General features: G+C 61.7%; 14 protein-coding genes and 3 pseudogenes. 10 read left to right on the forward strand and 7 right to left on the reverse strand.

The annotated features are described in order from the left end of the window. Positions 1 to 3: 3 nt before the first annotated feature. The 3 genes and pseudogenes from B0G77_RS29880 to B0G77_RS29890 form a co-directional block, all read right to left on the reverse strand. Entirely contained in the window at positions 4 to 879 is an 876-nt protein-coding gene (locus B0G77_RS29880) for a MurR/RpiR family transcriptional regulator (RefSeq protein ID WP_133665498.1), read from the reverse strand. Positions 880 to 949: 70 nt separating this feature from the next. Continuing rightward, the gene (gene ugpC, locus B0G77_RS29885) at positions 950 to 2032 is read right to left on the reverse strand and encodes a sn-glycerol-3-phosphate ABC transporter ATP-binding protein UgpC (protein ID WP_133666938.1); all 1083 of its coding nucleotides are present in this window, start codon (positions 2030 to 2032) and stop codon (positions 950 to 952) included. 120 nt (positions 2033 to 2152) lie between these two features. Further along, positions 2153 to 2801, reverse strand: a pseudogene (locus B0G77_RS29890) (SDR family oxidoreductase). Between the two features lie 389 nt (positions 2802 to 3190). On the opposite strand from B0G77_RS29890, the gene B0G77_RS29895 reads away from it, so the two are divergent. From B0G77_RS29895 to B0G77_RS29915, 5 genes are all read left to right on the forward strand, one after another. Further along, positions 3191 to 4423 (forward strand): sugar ABC transporter substrate-binding protein, encoded by a 1233-nt coding sequence (locus tag B0G77_RS29895; protein ID WP_133665499.1) that lies wholly within the window; start codon positions 3191 to 3193, stop codon positions 4421 to 4423. 188 nt (positions 4424 to 4611) lie between these two features. Next, on the forward strand, positions 4612 to 5502 hold the full coding sequence (locus B0G77_RS29900) for a sugar ABC transporter permease (RefSeq protein ID WP_133665500.1): 891 nt from the start codon (positions 4612 to 4614) through the stop codon (positions 5500 to 5502). Continuing rightward, entirely contained in the window at positions 5499 to 6344 is an 846-nt protein-coding gene (locus tag B0G77_RS29905) for a carbohydrate ABC transporter permease (protein WP_133665501.1), read from the forward strand. Before B0G77_RS29900 ends, B0G77_RS29905 begins: the two co-directional genes overlap by 4 nt. A 264-nt stretch (positions 6345 to 6608) precedes the next feature. Beyond that, entirely contained in the window at positions 6609 to 6791 is a 183-nt protein-coding gene (locus B0G77_RS29910) for a hypothetical protein (RefSeq protein ID WP_133665502.1), read from the forward strand. A 100-nt stretch (positions 6792 to 6891) separates the two neighbouring features. Beyond that, the gene (locus B0G77_RS29915; RefSeq protein WP_133665503.1) at positions 6892 to 7590 is read left to right on the forward strand and encodes an HD domain-containing protein; all 699 of its coding nucleotides are present in this window, start codon (positions 6892 to 6894) and stop codon (positions 7588 to 7590) included. Between the two features lie 135 nt (positions 7591 to 7725). On the opposite strand, the gene B0G77_RS29920 is transcribed toward B0G77_RS29915, so the two are convergent. Next, positions 7726 to 8085: a BON domain-containing protein gene (locus tag B0G77_RS29920; protein ID WP_133665504.1), complete on the reverse strand. Its 360-nt coding sequence runs from the start codon at positions 8083 to 8085 to the stop codon at positions 7726 to 7728. Between the two features lie 381 nt (positions 8086 to 8466). On the opposite strand from B0G77_RS29920, the gene B0G77_RS29925 reads away from it, so the two are divergent. Together B0G77_RS29925 and B0G77_RS29930 are read left to right on the forward strand one after the other, a co-directional pair. Next, positions 8467 to 10152 carry an alkaline phosphatase family protein gene (locus B0G77_RS29925; protein ID WP_133665505.1) on the forward strand — a complete coding sequence of 562 codons (1686 nt, stop codon included), beginning with the start codon at positions 8467 to 8469 and terminating at the stop codon, positions 10150 to 10152. A gap of 191 nt (positions 10153 to 10343) precedes the next feature. Continuing rightward, positions 10344 to 11717 (forward strand): cytochrome c peroxidase, encoded by a 1374-nt coding sequence (locus tag B0G77_RS29930; RefSeq protein ID WP_243751273.1) that lies wholly within the window; start codon positions 10344 to 10346, stop codon positions 11715 to 11717. 97 nt (positions 11718 to 11814) lie between these two features. On the opposite strand, the pseudogene B0G77_RS43915 reads toward B0G77_RS29930, so the two are convergent. Both B0G77_RS43915 and B0G77_RS29940 read right to left on the reverse strand, forming a co-directional pair. Further along, positions 11815 to 12571 (reverse strand): annotated as a pseudogene (locus tag B0G77_RS43915) (HAMP domain-containing protein); the annotation flags it as partial. Next, positions 12564 to 13406 carry an ABC transporter substrate-binding protein gene (locus B0G77_RS29940; RefSeq protein WP_133665507.1) on the reverse strand — a complete coding sequence of 281 codons (843 nt, stop codon included), beginning with the start codon at positions 13404 to 13406 and terminating at the stop codon, positions 12564 to 12566. The pseudogene B0G77_RS43915 and the gene B0G77_RS29940, both read right to left, overlap by 8 nt. Before the next feature lie 386 nt (positions 13407 to 13792). Here B0G77_RS29940 and B0G77_RS29945 point away from each other — a divergent pair, with 386 nt between their 5' ends. Then, positions 13793 to 14065 carry a hypothetical protein gene (locus tag B0G77_RS29945; protein ID WP_133665508.1) on the forward strand — a complete coding sequence of 91 codons (273 nt, stop codon included), beginning with the start codon at positions 13793 to 13795 and terminating at the stop codon, positions 14063 to 14065. A gap of 146 nt (positions 14066 to 14211) precedes the next feature. Here the strand turns inward: B0G77_RS29945 and B0G77_RS29950 are convergent, their stop codons facing one another. After that, positions 14212 to 15117, reverse strand: a complete 906-nt coding sequence (locus tag B0G77_RS29950; protein ID WP_133666939.1) for a LysR family transcriptional regulator — start codon at positions 15115 to 15117, stop codon at positions 14212 to 14214. Positions 15118 to 15280: 163 nt separating this feature from the next. On the opposite strand from B0G77_RS29950, the pseudogene B0G77_RS44725 reads away from it, so the two are divergent. Together B0G77_RS44725 and B0G77_RS29960 are read left to right on the forward strand one after the other, a co-directional pair. Next, a pseudogene (locus tag B0G77_RS44725) lies at positions 15281 to 15440 on the forward strand (M20 peptidase family dipeptidase); the annotation flags it as partial. 46 nt (positions 15441 to 15486) lie between these two features. Next, positions 15487 to 16779 (forward strand): MFS transporter, encoded by a 1293-nt coding sequence (locus B0G77_RS29960; RefSeq protein ID WP_133665509.1) that lies wholly within the window; start codon positions 15487 to 15489, stop codon positions 16777 to 16779. The last annotated feature ends 29 nt before the right edge of the window (positions 16780 to 16808 follow it).

Here is a 16808-nt window from a genome sequence, read left to right on the forward strand (position 1 = left end):
GGCTCAGGGCGTGTCACCAGGAGCAGGCGTCGGCTCCTGCTCCTGCGACAGCCGCGCCTTGGCGTGCCGCATTTTCTCCAGCGTCTTCGGTCCGAGGCGCAGCGCGACGCCGATCGCGAGCGCATCCATGATGCACAGATGCACGAGCCGCGATACGCCCGGCGTGTTCGGGTCGATCGGAGTCGGCACACGCAGCAGCAACGGAATATCGACGAGCCATGCAAGCCGCGAGCCGACATTCGTGAGCCCGATGGTGGTCGCGCCGCGCTCCTTCGCGATCTGGATGCTCTCGTTCACTTCGACGCTGCGCCCCGAATGCGAAATCGCAAAGGCGACGTCGCCCGGCTCCATCAAGCCCGCGTACAGGCGTTGCAGATGACCGTCGGTAAAGGCGCTGGCCGCAATGTCGAGCCGCAGAAAGCGCAGTGCCGCGTCCTGCACCGCAAGCCCCGACCCCGAACCGACGCCAAACAAATACACGCGCCGCGCGGTCGCAATCGCCGAGATCGCCGCCTCCACGGCTGATGGTTCGAGCGCCCCGCGCGCGTGCGTAATGCCTTGCACGGCGGCCTCACTGACCTTGTCGAAGAGAGTCTGGATATCGTCGTCACGCGCAACGGCCGTCGACGCATACGGCAATCCGCCCGCCACGCTCTGCGCGAGCAGCATCTTGAAGTCGCGCAATCCATGCGCGCCAACCGCCCGACAAAAGCGAGTGACGGAAGGCTCCGACACGTCGGCGCGCTGCGCGAGTTCGGTGATGCTCGCGCGCATCGCGAAGTCGACGTCGCTCAGCACCATGTCGGCGACCTTGCGCTCAGCAGGCCGCAGCGACGCGAGCGCGTTGCGGATGTGGGGAATCAGGTTCGGAGCGGACACCCGTGTGTTCCAGTTGGGTTAAAGACTCCGCGTTCTGTCAGCACGTTCACGGCAACGACAGCACGCGGATTCAGGCAAGCCTGCGGCCACTCTCCGTATCGAACAGATGCAGATGTTGAGCGGGCAGCCCGAGCGTCACACGCTGGCCAGGCTCGATCTTCGAGCGCTGGCGGGTCGTGACACACCACGAACTGCCGCCGATTGTCCCGTACAGGTGCGTCTCTGCGCCAGTCGGCTCGACGACTTCGACTTCCATCGTCACGCCCGGCTGAGCGTCCGCTCCGGCTTCGATATGCTCCGGCCGGATGCCGAGCGTCACGCGCGCACCCGGTGCGGTCAATGTCTTCGCTTCATCCGGCAGAGAAATCACATGATCGTCCGGCAACGCCAGCGCGAGGCCGCGGTCACCCTGCACGATCGTGCCTTCCGCGAAGTTCATCGACGGCGAGCCGAGGAAGCTCGCGACAAAGAGGTTCGCGGGCCGGTCGTACAGTTCCAGCGGACGGCCGATCTGTTCGATACGCCCCGCGTTCATCACGACGATCCGGTCGGCCATCGTCATCGCTTCGATCTGGTCGTGCGTGACGTAGATCACCGTATTTTTCAGACGTTGATGCAACGCCTTGATCTCAGTGCGCATCTGCACGCGCAGCTTCGCATCGAGGTTCGACAGCGGTTCGTCGAACAGGAACAGCGACGGCTCGCGCACCACCGCGCGGCCCATCGCCACGCGCTGCCGTTGCCCGCCGGACAGGGCACGCGGCAGACGGTCGAGATACCCGCCGAGGTTCAGCATCTTCGCCGCCGCCTCGATGCGCGGCTTGAACCGCTCCGCCGATTCCTTGCGGATGCGCGGACCGAACGCGATATTGTCGTACACCGACAGATGCGGATAGAGCGCGTAGCTCTGGAACACCATCGAAATATTGCGCTCCTGCGGCGCGAGCGCATTGGCGCGCTTGCCGCCGATCATCAGATCGCCGCCGCTGATTTCCTCAAGGCCCGCGACCATGCGCATCAGCGTGCTCTTGCCGCAGCCCGAAGGCCCCACCAGCACGACGAATTCGCCATCGTCGATATCGAGGTCGATGCCGTGCACGACCTGCGTATCGCCGTAGCGCTTGAAAATCCCGTTCAGTTGCACTGCTGCCATGCTGCCCTCTTCAGATCGAAAGCGCCGCACGCGCTGCGCGACGTTCATGCTTTCATCGTGCGCTTTTCAGCGCCGCTCACGCTTGTTCCGGCCCGCTCTGGCCTGTTCCGGCCCGCCCGCTCAAATCTGTTCGAGCGTCAGTTCCTCGGCCATCAGCCGGTTGCCAGCCATCAGACCGCCGTCGACCGGCAACGCCACGCCGGTGATCACCCGCGCCATCGGCGACGCCAGGAACAGCACCGCGTCGGCGATATCGTCGGGAGTCGCGAAGTCGCGCAGCGGATACCACTTCTTCAGCGCCTCGCGAACACCTGCGGGTTCTTGTCGACGCGCGCCTGCCACGCCTGCGTCTTCACCGTTCCCGGGCACACAGCACGAGCACGCCGCGCTGACGCTCGATCATCGACGCGCGGACGGCTTCCACCGTGTGATACGTGCCGTTCAGATTGAGGTGAACGTCGCGATGCCAGCTGGCGGCATCTGTGGTGGCGAGCGTCAGGCCCTCCGCTGCGCCTGCGTTCGCGACCAGCACGTCGACCGGGCCGCGCTGCTGCACCGCCTGCGCGACCGCGTCGCGAACCGCTGCTGCGTCGCCGATATCGACCGCCACCGGCGTCAGATGGCTCGCGCCGAGTTCATCCCTGAGCGCGGCAAGGGCAGTTGCGTCGATATCGAGCGCCAGCACCGTGTCGCCCTGCTCCACGAAGCGTCTGCATAACACCCTGCCGATTCCGCCACAGGCACCCGTTACCAAGACCACGCGATTCATGTCCGTCCTCGTCGATGTGTTGCCTTGCGGCCGTCTCCCTCGATGCGCGCCGCGCCGCCCGCCCTGTTCTTCTCCCTGATTGCTGCCCGCCACATGCAGCAAAGTCACCCGGCAGAGGCCCTTGTGGGCCGTTGCTTTTAGCCCGACCCGCCTGTAAGTTTCCAACAAAAAGGCAGTTTCACGATGATCTTTTCCCGTGAACAGCGCTGCCTCATCTGTCTTGCACCGCACAAAATATGCCTTCTTTACAGCATATTATGCGGGAACGGCTCAGATAAAAAATATGGTGAACCCTACGTGACAACTATTTTTTCGTCCTGTAGGATTTTTTCAAACAATCCAAACCCAGCAGCCGGCTACGGCGGCAGACCACCCCAGGAGAGACGAAAATGTCGTTGCATGCACGTGCTTCAATTGCGCTCGGCAAGCTGGCCGTTGCGCTCGCGGTCGCAGGTATCGCTACGGCAGCGCACGCCGATACGGTCCGCGTGACCGTCGCCCACTACAGCGACGCTACCGCACCGTACTTCGAGAAGATGGCGAAGAACTTCGAGAAGGCCAATCCCGGCACGACGATCAAGATCGAAGACGTGAACTGGGACACGCTGCAACAGAAGCTGCAAACGGACATTTCCGGCAACGCCAACGCCGACCTGGCTATCGTGGGCACCCGCTGGCTGCTCGATTTCGTGAAGGACGACGTCGCCGAGCCGCTCGACGGCTACATGGACGCCGCGTTCAAGGGCCGCTTCATCGGCCCGTTCCTCGCCCCGGGGCAGATCAACGGCAAGACGTATGGCCTGCCGATCGCCGCATCGGCGCGTGCGCTCTACTACAACAAGGACCTGCTCGCGTCGGTCGGCTATCCGAACGGCCCGAAGACGTGGAATGACGTGGTCGACGCCTCGAAGAAACTGAAGGCGAAGGGTGTCGCCGGCTTTGGCCTGCAGGGCAAGGAAATCGAAACCGACGTGTACTACTACTACGCGCTGTGGACGCACGGCGGCGATGTGGTCGGCAAGGACGGCAAGGCGGCGTTCAGTTCACCGGCCGGCATCAAGGCCGCGACGCTGTACAAGACGATGATCGACGAAGGCCTCACGCAGCCGGGCGTCACCGGCTACAGCCGCGAAGACGTGCAGAACCTCTTCAAGCAGGGCCGCGTCGCGATGGTCATCTCCGCGCCGTTCCTTGCGAAGCAGATCAAGAAGGAAGCACCGAATCTCAAGTACGGTATCGATCCGGTGCCTGTCGCCACCACGCCTGCAACGTATGCGGTGACCGATTCGATCGTGATGTTCAAGAACTCCAAGGTGAAGAAGGACGCGTGGAAGTTCCTCGACTATCTGTTCACGAAGGAACCGCGCGTCGAGTTCACGAGCACGGAAGGCTTCCTGCCGACGACGAAGGCCGAGGCAACGGATCCGGTGTTCAACGATCCTGACACGAAGGCGTTCATCGCGCTGCTGCCGACGGCCCACTTCGCGCCGACAGTAACGGGCTGGGAAGATACGGCGAAGGCGGTCACCAATTCGATGCAGTCGGTCTACCTTGGCAAGGCGAAACCGGCGGATGCGCTCAGCGAAGCCGCCACGCAGGCGAACAAGGCGCTGGGTCATTGATGCAAGGGGCCACGCGCGAACCTGAGCGCTTCCTGGGCTGATGCCCTGAGCGCGGCCCATGCGGCGCTGTTCCGGCCGCTGTTGTTGTCCTGTCTTCGACTCTCGCATGGGTCCGGTCTTGATCGGCCCATTCTGACGCGCCGGCATGATTCTTGATCGTCGCCGGCGCCTCTTCTGAACGAGCACGCATGAGCCGTCCTGCTTCTCTGCGCCCACCGGCGCCCTGGTTGCTGATTGTGCCAAGCCTCATCCTGGCGCTCTTCATCATCAGCTATCCGATTTTCAACATCGTGTACCAGTCGCTACACGAGGTGTCGCGCTTTGGCGCGATCCGTGACTTTACGGGCCTGAGAAATTTCTTCACGATCTTCGACGATCCAGCGTTCCTGGATGCCATGCGACGGACGGTCGTATGGACGCTGTTCGTCGTGGGCGGCACGGTGCTGATCTCGGTGCCGGTCGCACTGGTGCTCAATCAGGATTTCCATGGCCGCGGCGTGGCACGCACGATCATCATGCTGCCGTGGTCCGTTTCGCTCACGATGACGGCCGTCGTCTGGCGCTGGGCGTTCAACGACGATTACGGCATGGTCAACGTCACGCTCCATCGTCTAGGGCTGATTGCCGGCCCGATCCACTGGCTGGCGACGCCTGAGCTGGCGTTCCCGGTGGAAATCGCCGTCGGCGTTCTGGTGTCGATTCCGTTTACGGTGACCATTCTGCTTGGCGGACTTTCGTCGGTGCCGGGCGATATTTACGAAGCGGCGCGCATCGACGGCGCCAGCGCGTGGCAGCAGTTTCGCAAGCTGACGCTGCCGTTGATGCGGCCGTTCATCAACATGGCGATCCTGCTGAACGTGATCTACGTTTTCAATTCGTTTCCGATCATCTGGGTCATGACGCAGGGCGGACCGGATAACGGCACGCATATTCTCGTCACGTATCTGTATGAGCTTGGTTTCCGGCTGGGTCGGCCGGGCGAAGCGGCAGCCGTTTCGCTCATCATGCTGGTCATGCTGTTTGTGTTTTCGATGGTGTATCTGCGCATCCAGCCGAAGTCGTCGGGAGAAGCCGCATGAACCTCAAGATGAAACGCTCCTTGTGGTGCTGGCTCGCGCTGTCGCCGCTCGTTGTTGTGATCCTCTTTCCGTTTGCGGTGATGTTCTTCACTGCCTTGAAGCCTGCTGAGGAGATCTTTGTGTACCCGGCGCGTTGGCTGCCGGTACAGTGGCGCTGGGAGAACTTCGTCGACATGTGGACCGCGGCGAATTTTGGCGTCGCGCTGCGCAATAGCACGGTGATCAGTCTGCTTTCCACCGCGCTGGCGCTGTCGGTCAGCTTGCCGGCAGCTTATGCGCTTGCCCGCTTTCCGTTTCGCGGGCGTGGTGTGTACCGCCAGTTTTTGCTCGTGACGCAGATGCTGTCGCCGATCCTGCTGGTGGTCGGGCTGTTCCGGCTGGCGGCGATGATCCCCTATGGTGACGGCAATCTTGTCGACTCGAAGATCGGGGTCATTGTTTCCTATGCGGCGTTCAATATCGCTTTCGCCGTGTGGATGCTTTCCTCGTATTTCCAGACCGTACCGCGTGACCTCGAGGAGTCCGCGTGGCTCGAGGGGTGTAGCCGGACGAAGGCGGTTTTCAAGGTGTTCCTGCCGCTGGCTGTGCCTGCGATCGTCGTGACCGCGATCTTTACGTTCATCAATGCGTGGAATGAGTTTGCTGTTGTCTATACGCTTATCCGGTCGCCGGAAAACAAGACGCTAACCGTGCAGGTGACCGATATGGTTGCCGGCAAGTATGTGGTTCAGTGGCACCTGGTGATGGCCGCCACCTTGTGCGCTACGTTGCCGGTTTCCGTGGTCTTTGCCTGGCTGCAGCGCTATCTGGTTAAAGGGCTGGCGCTTGGCGCGGTCAAGTAACGCTTCCTCTGCTGCTGACTTTCCTGCGTTCGTCGGGAAAGTCGGCACTCTCCCTCCTGTTCCTTCATTCCCGTTTCACGCTCGATAGCGCCGCAGTCGCCCGGACTGTTCTGGAAAACATGGACAGTGGAGGTCAAATGCGCCGCGACGTGGACATGGCAGAAAATCGCGTACCGTTGGCACTCTTCAACGGTCCTTATTCGTTGTCCGCCGAGGGGTGTTCGCCAATACTGGTGTCCATCGACACTCACCTGGAAGGACACCATGAGCCGGACTGTCGAACACCCCCTGATCGCTGCTCCGTCTCTTTCGAGCGACCTGCTCAGCGCCCGTTTCAGGCAGTTTCCAGAACACGCTGAGCTTGAACGTCAGGAACGTCAGCTGGACGAGTCACTAATGCTGACGTTTCCCGCGAGCGATCCAGTTTCATCGGGCTTCTTCACCTGAACAGCGGAGTCCCATTGGCGTCGCGTCGCTTCACTGTCGACGGTGACGGCGCTCGCTCACGATTCACTCAACCTGCCGTCTCCTATCGAGGAAAAATGAAATGACTACCACCATCGCAGGCATCAAGATACCCGACAGCATCATGGCGCGGGCGGCCACTGAACTGGTGCGCGACACCGAGCCGGACCTGCTCTACAACCATTCCCGCCGTGTGTTTCTGTTCGGTGCGCTGGCGGGTGAACGCAAGAAGCTCAAGTACGACCCGGAGCTGTTGTATATCGGCGCAATGTTTCATGACATGGGCCTCGTCGATGCGTACAGTAGCCCGACGAACCGCTTCGAAGTCGATGGCGCGAACGCAGCGCGCGACTTCCTCAAACAGTACGGCGCGAACGAATACGACATCGAGCAGGTGTGGATGTCCATCGCGTTGCATACGACGCCAGGCGTGCCCGAACATATGAAGCCGGTTGTCGCGCTGGTGACCGCGGGTGTCGAGATGGACGTGCTCGGCCTCGCCTATCAAGAATTCAGCGAAGAACAACGGATCCAGGTTGTTGCCGCCCATCCGCGCGAGCAGACCTTCAAGAACGACATCATCGACGCGTTTGCACACGGCACGATCAGTAAGCCCGAAACCACGTTCGGCAACGTCAAGGCAGATGTCCTCGAACTTCGTGATCCGACCTACAAGCGCCTGAATTTCTGCCAGATCATTCTCGGTTCGGCATGGGACGACAGCAACGCCGGCCACGCTCATCACGCCGGCTGCGGATGTTCAGGCGCGGAAACGGCATAGGGAGAAGCGGCGCGGTCCCGGCAGCGGACATCCAGCAAGCGATTGCAACAGACACCGGGCTTGTGCAAAACCTCGACGGAGCTGGCCCAAAGCCCGCCCAAGCACGACGCATTCACACCGTCACTGCACCCACAACTACCCATTCCCACCATGAAACAGCGTCAACTTGTTCGAAACTGAGTTCACCCCTTGAACCGCGCGGGCGACCCGCTCCGCCTGAGCAATCTGATCACTGTTACGAACCGTACCGCTCAGCGTCACCGCGCCACCGCGCGCGCGGACAAAGACACCCGATACGTCAAACCCCTGAGCCCTTCCCAAGGCGTGACGAACTGCGCGTGCAAGTGCGCGATCGGACTGCGCAGGGCTCTTCTCAGTGGCCGCTCCCGACGACATCTCGCCGCCTGGCGTGACATCGCTCGACTGGGCGTATGACGAAAGCGCGACACCCATACAAGCCATCGTCAACAAAGCCCTTATTCCATTCGCTTTCATCTCTACCTCGACACGGAGTGGGTTGGTCAAACGCCGCCAACAAATGCCAACGCGATCCAATCTATTCCCTTCGCGGCAAAAGCGCAAAAGCAGCGCCTGCCTTGCGTCGAACCGGCGCTACCGATGCAATCTTCGGGAGCCGTTTCCTCCAGCGCTACCACCTTGATACTCCCAACGTTCAGATAGGGACCGATTGAAAATAATCTGAAAGCTTCCAGACGCCAAGCATTCATACGTAGGTGCTGTAATGGCTCCCGCTTCTTCGAACCGACCACCGCGTAGCCGTCTCTCGTCCGATCGGGATCAGCATTTGTGATGCGGTTTAGATGAGCCTTTCCCGGGCGCCGTGGTTATCTTGGCAACACAACTAGGAGCCACAAAATGCCTTGGCGTCAGATTGCCCTCTTTTCGCTCACGGCCGCCGCACTTGCGTCGACGGTTGCATGGAGCGCCAGCGAAGACCAGGACTGGAACCGGCCCGATCACGGGCGGCAGGAAGCCCGTACCGCAACACCCATCAAGCACCTGGTCGTGATCTACGGCGAAAACGTGTCGTTCGATCATTACTTCGCGACCTACCCGCATGCGACGAACCCGCCCGGAGAACCCGCTTTCAATGCGATGGCCGGTACGCCTGAGGTGAACGGCCTGTCGGGTGCATTGCTCACGCAGAACCCTAACTATACGAATCCGGCCAACGGCGCTGGCGCAGCCAACCCGTTCCGCCTCGATCGCACGCAGGCGGCCACGGCCGACCAGAACCATGCGTACACGGCCGAGGAGCAGGCGTACGACAACGGCGCGGCGGACCTCTTTCCGAAATACACGGGCCGCGGCACGAGCGGCGGCGCCGGCGCGTTCGGTACGACGGGCCAGGTGATGGGCTATTACGACGGCAACACGGTCACGGCGTTCTGGAATTACGCACAAAAATTCGCGATGAGCGATAACGCCTACACGTCGACCTATGGCCCGTCGACGCCAGGCGCGCTCGAAGTCGTCTCCGGACAGACCAACGGCATGAAGGTTGTCCTGACGACGAAGCAACCGTCGGTCGCTGGTTCGTACTACGTGAACGACGGCCAGGGTGGATTCACGATGATCAACGACGTCGATCCGGCCTACGATACCTGCTCGAGCACGACCGATTCCGCGCAGATGACGGGCAAGAATATCGGCGACCTGCTGAACTCGCGGGACATCTCGTGGGGCGGCTTTATGGGCGGCTTCAACCTTGCAACCGTGAACGGCAACGGAACGACGGGATGCAAGCGCAGCACGCTGTCGACGGTCGTCGGTGCCGCCACTTCCGACTACATTCCGCACCACAACTGGTTCCAGTATTACGCGTCGACGTCGAACCCGAAACATTTGCGCCCGAGTTCCGTGTGGGCCATCGGACACACCAACGAACCGAAAGGCGGAACTGTCGACCCTGCCAATCACCAGTACGATACCGACGATTTCTTCGATGCCGTACGCGCGGGCAATTTCCCGTCGGTGAGCTTCCTGAAGGCGCCGGCCTTTCAGGACGGCCACGCCGGCTACTCCAATCCGCTCGACGAGCAGGCGTTCGTCACGAAGGTTGTCAACTTCCTTCAAGAACAGCGGGATTGGCGCGACACCGCAGTCATCGTAGCCTGGGATGACTCGGACGGCTGGTACGACCACGCCTTTGCGAGCCCGACGAGCGCCTCGTTCGACCCGGTCGCCGACCAGTTGAACGCCCCCGGTATCTGCGGCTCGGGCTCAGCCCCCGATGGCTTGAACGGCAAACCTGTGAACGGCCGCTGCGGTCCGGGCACACGCATCCCGTTCGTCGTGATCTCGCCGTGGGCCAAGGAGAATCATGTCGACCATACGCTGATCGATCAGTCGTCCGTGGTGCGCTTCATCGAAGACAACTGGCTTGACGGCAAACGCATCGGCGGCGGTTCGTTCGACGCGAAGGCAGGCAGCATCATGGGCATGTTTGATTTCAACCGCCGCGGCGGTGACCGCCATGACGCCAGGCTTTTCCTCGACCCAGCCACTGGCTTGCCCGTCGATACACCTCCGCACCTCTGACGCGCAGTACACCACTCCGCGCGAAGATTACAAGCGTTGGCCACAGCCCCGCTGTTTCAGGGCTGTGGCCACTTCTCCGATAGACCGCATGTCGGCCTGCCTTCGATACGATGCACTCATCTGAACACGAGCAATCCGCAGCACGTAACCGCATCACAGCCCGAACGTTGCGCAGGCGCGTGCTCGGTTCAATGGCGACCGCAGTTGCCGTCCTTCCCGTTGGCCTTTGCGCGTGGGTACTCGCGCACGCGCAACCGGTTAAACCGGTTCAACCGCCGGCGCCTGCACACGACGACAGGATCGTCGACGCGAGCGGTGCGAATCCGCACCCCATTCACCTGCAGCGCCCACCGACGGCGCCATTGAGCGCGATGGCCCAGCTCGGCAAGCAGATCTTCTTCGATCAGACGCTGTCGGCTTCGGGCCGGCTGTCGTGTGCGTCGTGCCACAGCCCGCAGCACTCGTACGGTCCGCCGAATGCACGCCCCGTTCAGCTCGGCGGCCCAGCGATGACGCTCGAAGGCGACCGGGCGCCGCCATCGCTGATGTACCTGTACCGTCAACCGAATTTCAGCATCGGCCCCGATCAGGCAGATGCGGATACACCGGCCGATCTCACCCAGGCTGCAGCACAGGCCAGTGGTACCGTGCACGCGCAGAAAACCGCGGGCGTGGCGCCCGCCGCCCCGGCGATGGTGCCGCAAGGCGGCCTCTTCTGGGACGGTCGCGCCGATACACTGCAATCACAGGCCTTTGGCCCGTTGCTGGATCCTGCCGAGATGGCGAACGGGCGCATCGACGACGTCGCCGTCAAACTCGAGCGGGGCACCTACCGAACGCTCTTCACCCAGCTGTTCGGAGAGAACGTCTTCGAGAATCGGCGGCTTCTGCTATCCGAGGCGATGTTCGCTGTGGCGCGCTATCAGATCGAGGATCCGTCGTTTCACCCCTACACGAGCAAATACGATTACTGGCTCGAAGGGAAAGCGCGCCTCACCCTGGCTGAATTGCGCGGTCTGCATCTGTTCAACGATGCCAAAAAAGCCAACTGTGCCGGTTGCCATCTTTCGAAGCCCAGCAGCGACGGCCTGCCACCGCTGTTCACCGACGACCAGTACGAAGCGCTCGGGCCGCCGCGCAACCAGAAGCTGGCCGCGAACCGGAATCCGCACTTCTACGACATGGGCATTTGCGGCCCTTACCGCAAGGATCTTTCGGCGCAGACTCAATACTGCGGAATGTTCCTCACGCCGACGCTACGCAACGCCGCCACGCGCAGCACGTTCTTTCATAACGGCGTCTACCGGACGCTCGAGCAGGTGCTCGTGTTCTACAACCTGCGCGACGTCAACCCGGCAAAAATCTATCCGCGCGATGCCCGCGGTAACGTCAACAAATATGACGATTTACCCCGTCAATACCGTGCAAACATCGACACGAGCGACGCCCCGTTCGATCGAAAGCGCGGCGACGTGCCCGCCATGACCAAGGCAGACATCGAGGACATCATCGCATTCATGAAGACGTTAACGGATGGCTACCGCCCGGATGGCGACACTCGGTAGTGCATGTTCGCGCGCGTGGATGTGTCGTTCCGGCCATGACGTTCACGTCAAATGTCGACGCAACGGCGGAGGGCGCGTCGCAGGTCGAGGCGGCTGGTTAGCGTACGACGTCCAGCAGCGGAATGTGAAGCGATACGGCCGTACCTGTTCCGGGTGAGCTCTCGATCGAAAGCTCGGCGCCGATCAGCCGTGCGCGTTCAGTCATGCCGAGCAGACCGTAGGAGTGTCGTCGCTTCGCCGATGCTGCATTGATGTGGAAGCCACAGCCGTCGTCCCTGATCTGAAGGTCGAAAGATGCATCGCTTGCACTGAGGGTGAGCATCACATGTGACGCGCCCGAGTGCCGCGCCACGTTGGTCAGTGATTCTTGGGCAATCCGGAAAACCGCCGTCGCCTGCGAGTCCGGCAACGCCGGTTCCTCCCCGTCGGTCACGACCTGGCAGCGGATGCTATGGCGCCGGTTGAAGTCCTCTGCGAGTCATTCGAGAGCCGACAGGATGCCGAAGTTGAGTGCCGCCGGACGCAGGTAATTCACGACATTGCGTACTACCCACATCGTTTTCTCGACCAGTTCGCGCATGCTGTCGGCCTTGCCGAGCGCTTCTTCCGCTCCGGTCGAGCCGAAAAATGCCCTCAAGCGCGTTCTCGACGATGCTGCGATACAGTCTCTCGCTTTCGGTGAGGCGCATCGTCGACTCGCGAAGGTGGCTCGCCATCGCGTTCACGCGCGCAGCAAGCCGGCCGATCTCGTCATCCGATTCAACAGCGCATCGCGCATCGAGATTGCCGCCTGCGATCCTATCGACCATCTCTTCCAGACGATTGATCGGCTTGCGCACCATCCGGTTAAGCAGAAATAGCGTTGTAACATACAGCGTCGCAGTCGAGCGCGCCTTGCAGCGCGCCCACTCCGCCAACCAGCACCCGGGCGCCGCGCTCATTGACGGCGCTCAGCGCACCCAGCGTCATTGAATCGTCCGCAGCCCATAGCAGATTCGCATCGGGATAGCGGGCAAGCAGCACACGCGTCTTCTCCTCGCTGTCCGCATAGCTCCAATCGCTGAATACCAGCTGGCAGGTTCGTGCATCCGGCACGCGGGACAGGTAAGCATCGACGCCGGCGGCACGTTCCAGTGAAACAGGCGTGTTGGCGTCGCCTGTAATGCCGATCACCCTGGGGCCATCGCCGCCAGGACGTTGACAGAGATATTCCATCAAACGGTAAGCGCCACGCGTCGCGTTGGACGTGACCGTTCCGATCCAGTTTGGTATCTGCTGCCGCTCATTGCCCGCCTCCCGACGCTGCCGCGCCGTGGGGTCATTATGGATGACCATGACCTTTGCCGGCGAGTGCGCAAGCGAGCGGAGCATCTGCAGCGCGGCCATCTTTTCATTGACGATCACCATGTAGTCCGGCGCATCGATTCGACGTGCGACCTCATCGGCCTGGCGCATCATCAGCAAATGATCACGCTCGGCGTACAGCACTTCGAGTTGCATATCGAAAGTCTTCGCTGCGATCGTCATGAACTGCGACACGAGTTGCCAATGCTGGCCCGTGCCACGCTCCTTCGCCTCTCCCGGATTGAGAAAGACCACGCGGGGCGGGCGCGCCGTCGCACGCGCGAACCCCGTCGGGCACAGCAGCGCACCCAGCGAGCACGCAAGCACTGCCTCTCTGCGATTCATATGACGATTTCGCTTACGATGTGCTCGAACATGGATAGGTGGCCGCGATGTCGGGGACCTTCGTGAGCGCGACAGCTTACCGGAGCGAACGGCTACCCCGGTAAGGCCAATCAGTTTAAATCGGCGCCTTGCGCCGTCAAAATAGCGCGCTCCGCTGACCAGTGTGCATCGCTAACAGGCAATCCGGTATTTCCCGATCTGCAGTCACGTCACGCGTTCAAGAGCATATGCATGCGTCGTTTTCGCAACACGTACGGAAAGTCACACAGATGCTGCCGATATTTTTGATAGCCTAGCTTTGTGCGCGATCGAACCGGAGCGTTGTACGACAACGCTGGCGTCTTTCGACATAGCACAAGAGCATCAGCAATCTGGAGGGCTTCATCATGCTGCGATGGTTGACCCACTGGGCATCACATCACGCCCCTGCTCCCGAAAAACATGCTGAACGCGCGCTGGGCGAACTACGCATGGAATTATTTCAGGCCGAGCAGCGTGTCCTCGACGCTCAAATGCATGCGGACTACTACCGCACACGCATAGCCTTCTGCGAAGAAGTTTTGAAGAAAGGCATCGAGCAGGTGTCCGACGACCGCAAGGGGCAGCATGAGATCTCGCCGCCGTTGCGGCCAGGATTGAAGCTCACGGCAGCCCAATAAGCCAGGCCGAAGGCGCGCGGGCGACGAGCCGCGCGCCGCTCAGAGCATCGAGCGCCGGCAGGTAAGGCAAGGTCCTGCTCTTCATGGCTAAAGCATGACGGGGACGCTCGGTCATTGTCGCGCGCCGGGTACAGGTTCACGCCGCTTCAGTCGAGAAGGGCGGGGTTATCGATCGCGCCCGTCAGCAATTCGAGGAACGCCTGCACCGCTTGCGGCAGTGTGCGGCCGGCCATCGTCTGGATCTGGAGCGTGCGCTGGTGCAACTCGGGATTGCTGATCGGCACAGCCGCGAGCCCATCCACATCCAGCCGGCTGCGCACGGTCAGGAATCCTGTCAGCGTGACGGCATCGGTTTGCAAGACGAAGCTTTGCAGAGCCGCATGATAGTTGCTGACGAACACCGGCTCGAACACCAGACCTTCAAGACTGCACGAAATGTCGAATAGCTGGCGGATCGTCACGCCCTGATGGTCGATCGCAAGCGGCCACGGCATCAGGTCCGCGAGCGAGACGGACTCGCGCGCCGCGAGCGGATGATCGCGCCTGACCAGTGCAAAGATCGGCGCGCGCTGCGAGTACAGCACATTGATGTCCTTCTCGGGTGCAATGCTGAAACATACGGCGATATCGGCAGTGCCCTCGCGGACGCGCTGCGTCGCAACTGACGGCGCGGACACGTCGAGCTGGAAATGCGTAGCCGGGTGCGTCTTCAGAAAGCGCGCGAAAACCTGTGGCAGAAAATGAGCGGCAACACCCTCCGAACTCGCCACGCGAATCGTCGCGCGGCCACCGTTACTCAGCCCGCGAATCTCCTCGGTCACCCGCTCCGTGTCCAGCAGACTGCGCCGCGCATGCTCGGCCAGCAAACGCCCTGCATCGCTCAATACCATCCCGCGCGGCCGCCTTTCGAAAAGCGCCGCGCCGACTTCCTCCTCCAGCTTCGCAATCTGCCTGCTCAGCGCTGACACGGCAACGTACAAGCGCTCCGATGCCTTGCTCAGCGAGCCGCTGCGTGCCACTTCCAGAAAATAACGCAGTGCAGTGTTGTCCATATCGGTCAGGCTGTTTCGCTTTGCCGTTTCGGCAACGATATCTGCCAAATATTGTAATTGTCCACAAATATCGTCCGCGCCAAGATCGCGTCATCGCTTCGCATCAAGCGCTCGCGCGCGCGCCGCGCTACACCGGAGACCAACGTTGACACGTGACACGGCTATTCAATACGCGACGGATCAGTTCGATTCCGGCCGTTTTCTCGAAGACCCTCCAGCGCCGCACCGTCGACAATCCCGCGGCGGGCGCTGGGCCATTTCTGATCGCGCGCCGACACAAGGGCGACGCGCTGCCGACCATGCTTACTTATGGCCACGGCGACAACAGCGCATCACGACTTCCACGAACCGTCGCCAAAGGACACCGTCATGAGCATTGATTCCGCCGCCGCGGCTGGTACGGTCGCCAAGCCCGTGTCGCACGCCAGCGTATCTCGTCTGATCCTCGCGACTTCCATCGGCAACGCGCTCGAGTTCTACGACCTGATCGTGTACGGCTACTTCGCCACCACGCTGTCGCGGATATTCTTTCCGGTCGATGACAGGACCGTATCGCTTCTGCTGACACTCGGCACGTTCGCGTTGTCTTATCTGGCGCGTCCGCTCGGCGCGCTGGCACTCGGCTCGTTTAGCGACCGCAAGGGCCGCAAAGCGTCGCTCACGCTGTCCATTGCGATGATGACGCTCGGCACAGGCATGGTCGCGTTGATGCCCTCCTATGCAACGATCGGCCTGCTTGCGCCAATCGGTATTTTCGCTTCGCGCCTGTTGCAGGGCTTCTCGGCCGGTGGCGAGTTCGGCAGTTCCACGGCGTTTCTGATCGAGCATGCACCGGCACGTAAAGGCTTCATGGCAAGCTGGCAGTTCTCGAGCCAGGGTGCGAGTACGCTGCTCGCTTCCGCGTTCGGCGCGGTGCTGACCGGTGTGCTGACGCAACCTCAGCTCGAAGGCTGGGGATGGCGCATTCCTTTTCTGTTCGGCATGCTGATCGGGCCGGTTGGCTTGTATATCCGCCGCCGCATCGACGAATCACCGGAGTTCGAGCGTGCGGAGAAGTCCGCATCGCCGGTGCGGGAGTTGCTCGCAACGCAGAAGGAGCGCGTACTCGTGTCGATCGGCTCGCTCGTGCTCACGACTACGGCCAACTACATGCTCCTGTACATGCCGACGTATGCGTCGCGGCAACTCGGTCTCGCGCCGTCGTCCGGCTTCATTGCAACGCTGCTGGCCGGTTTCATCATGATGGTACTGACGCCCATCGTAGGCCACTGGTCCGACAAGGTCGGCCGCACCCGCATCATGCTGGGCGCCGGCATCCTGTTCTTCGCGACAGTCTATCCGGCGTTCATGCTCATGAACGCGCACCCGTCGCTTGCGACGCTGCTTGCCGCGGTCGTTTGGGTCGCCATATTGAAGGCTACGTACTTCGCGCCTATCCCCGCACTGATGTCGGAACTCTTCCCGACCCGCACGCGCACGACCGGCATGGCGCTCGGCTACAACATCGGCACCACCGTGTTCGGCGGCTTCACGCCGCTGGCAGTGGCCGCTCTGATCGCGGCAACCGGCAACAACCTCGCGCCCGGCCTCTATCTGATGCTCGCGGCCGTCATCAGCCTTTTCACTCTGGTATGGGCACGTGCGCGCCTGAATGCGCGCTAGGGCGGATGAACTCGTCGAACCGACAGGAC

Source organism: Paraburkholderia sp. BL10I2N1, assembly GCF_004361815.1.
Classification (GTDB): Bacteria; Pseudomonadota; Gammaproteobacteria; order Burkholderiales; family Burkholderiaceae; genus Paraburkholderia.

Coding starts and splice junctions, on each gene's coding strand:
- B0G77_RS29945 (WP_133665508.1), top strand. CDS start 13,793: ATGCTGCGATGGTTGACCCACTGGGCATCACATCACGCCCCTGCTCCC.
- B0G77_RS29920 (WP_133665504.1), bottom strand. CDS start 8,085: ATGAAAGCGAATGGAATAAGGGCTTTGTTGACGATGGCTTGTATGGGT.
- B0G77_RS29895 (WP_133665499.1), top strand. CDS start 3,191: ATGTCGTTGCATGCACGTGCTTCAATTGCGCTCGGCAAGCTGGCCGTT.
- B0G77_RS29905 (WP_133665501.1), top strand. CDS start 5,499: ATGAACCTCAAGATGAAACGCTCCTTGTGGTGCTGGCTCGCGCTGTCG.
- B0G77_RS29900 (WP_133665500.1), top strand. CDS start 4,612: ATGAGCCGTCCTGCTTCTCTGCGCCCACCGGCGCCCTGGTTGCTGATT.
- B0G77_RS29960 (WP_133665509.1), top strand. CDS start 15,487: ATGAGCATTGATTCCGCCGCCGCGGCTGGTACGGTCGCCAAGCCCGTG.
- B0G77_RS29910 (WP_133665502.1), top strand. CDS start 6,609: ATGAGCCGGACTGTCGAACACCCCCTGATCGCTGCTCCGTCTCTTTCG.
- ugpC (WP_133666938.1), bottom strand. CDS start 2,032: ATGGCAGCAGTGCAACTGAACGGGATTTTCAAGCGCTACGGCGATACG.
- B0G77_RS29930 (WP_243751273.1), top strand. CDS start 10,344: ATGGCGACCGCAGTTGCCGTCCTTCCCGTTGGCCTTTGCGCGTGGGTA.
- B0G77_RS29915 (WP_133665503.1), top strand. CDS start 6,892: ATGACTACCACCATCGCAGGCATCAAGATACCCGACAGCATCATGGCG.
- B0G77_RS29940 (WP_133665507.1), bottom strand. CDS start 13,406: ATGAATCGCAGAGAGGCAGTGCTTGCGTGCTCGCTGGGTGCGCTGCTG.
- B0G77_RS29950 (WP_133666939.1), bottom strand. CDS start 15,117: ATGGACAACACTGCACTGCGTTATTTTCTGGAAGTGGCACGCAGCGGC.
- B0G77_RS29925 (WP_133665505.1), top strand. CDS start 8,467: ATGCCTTGGCGTCAGATTGCCCTCTTTTCGCTCACGGCCGCCGCACTT.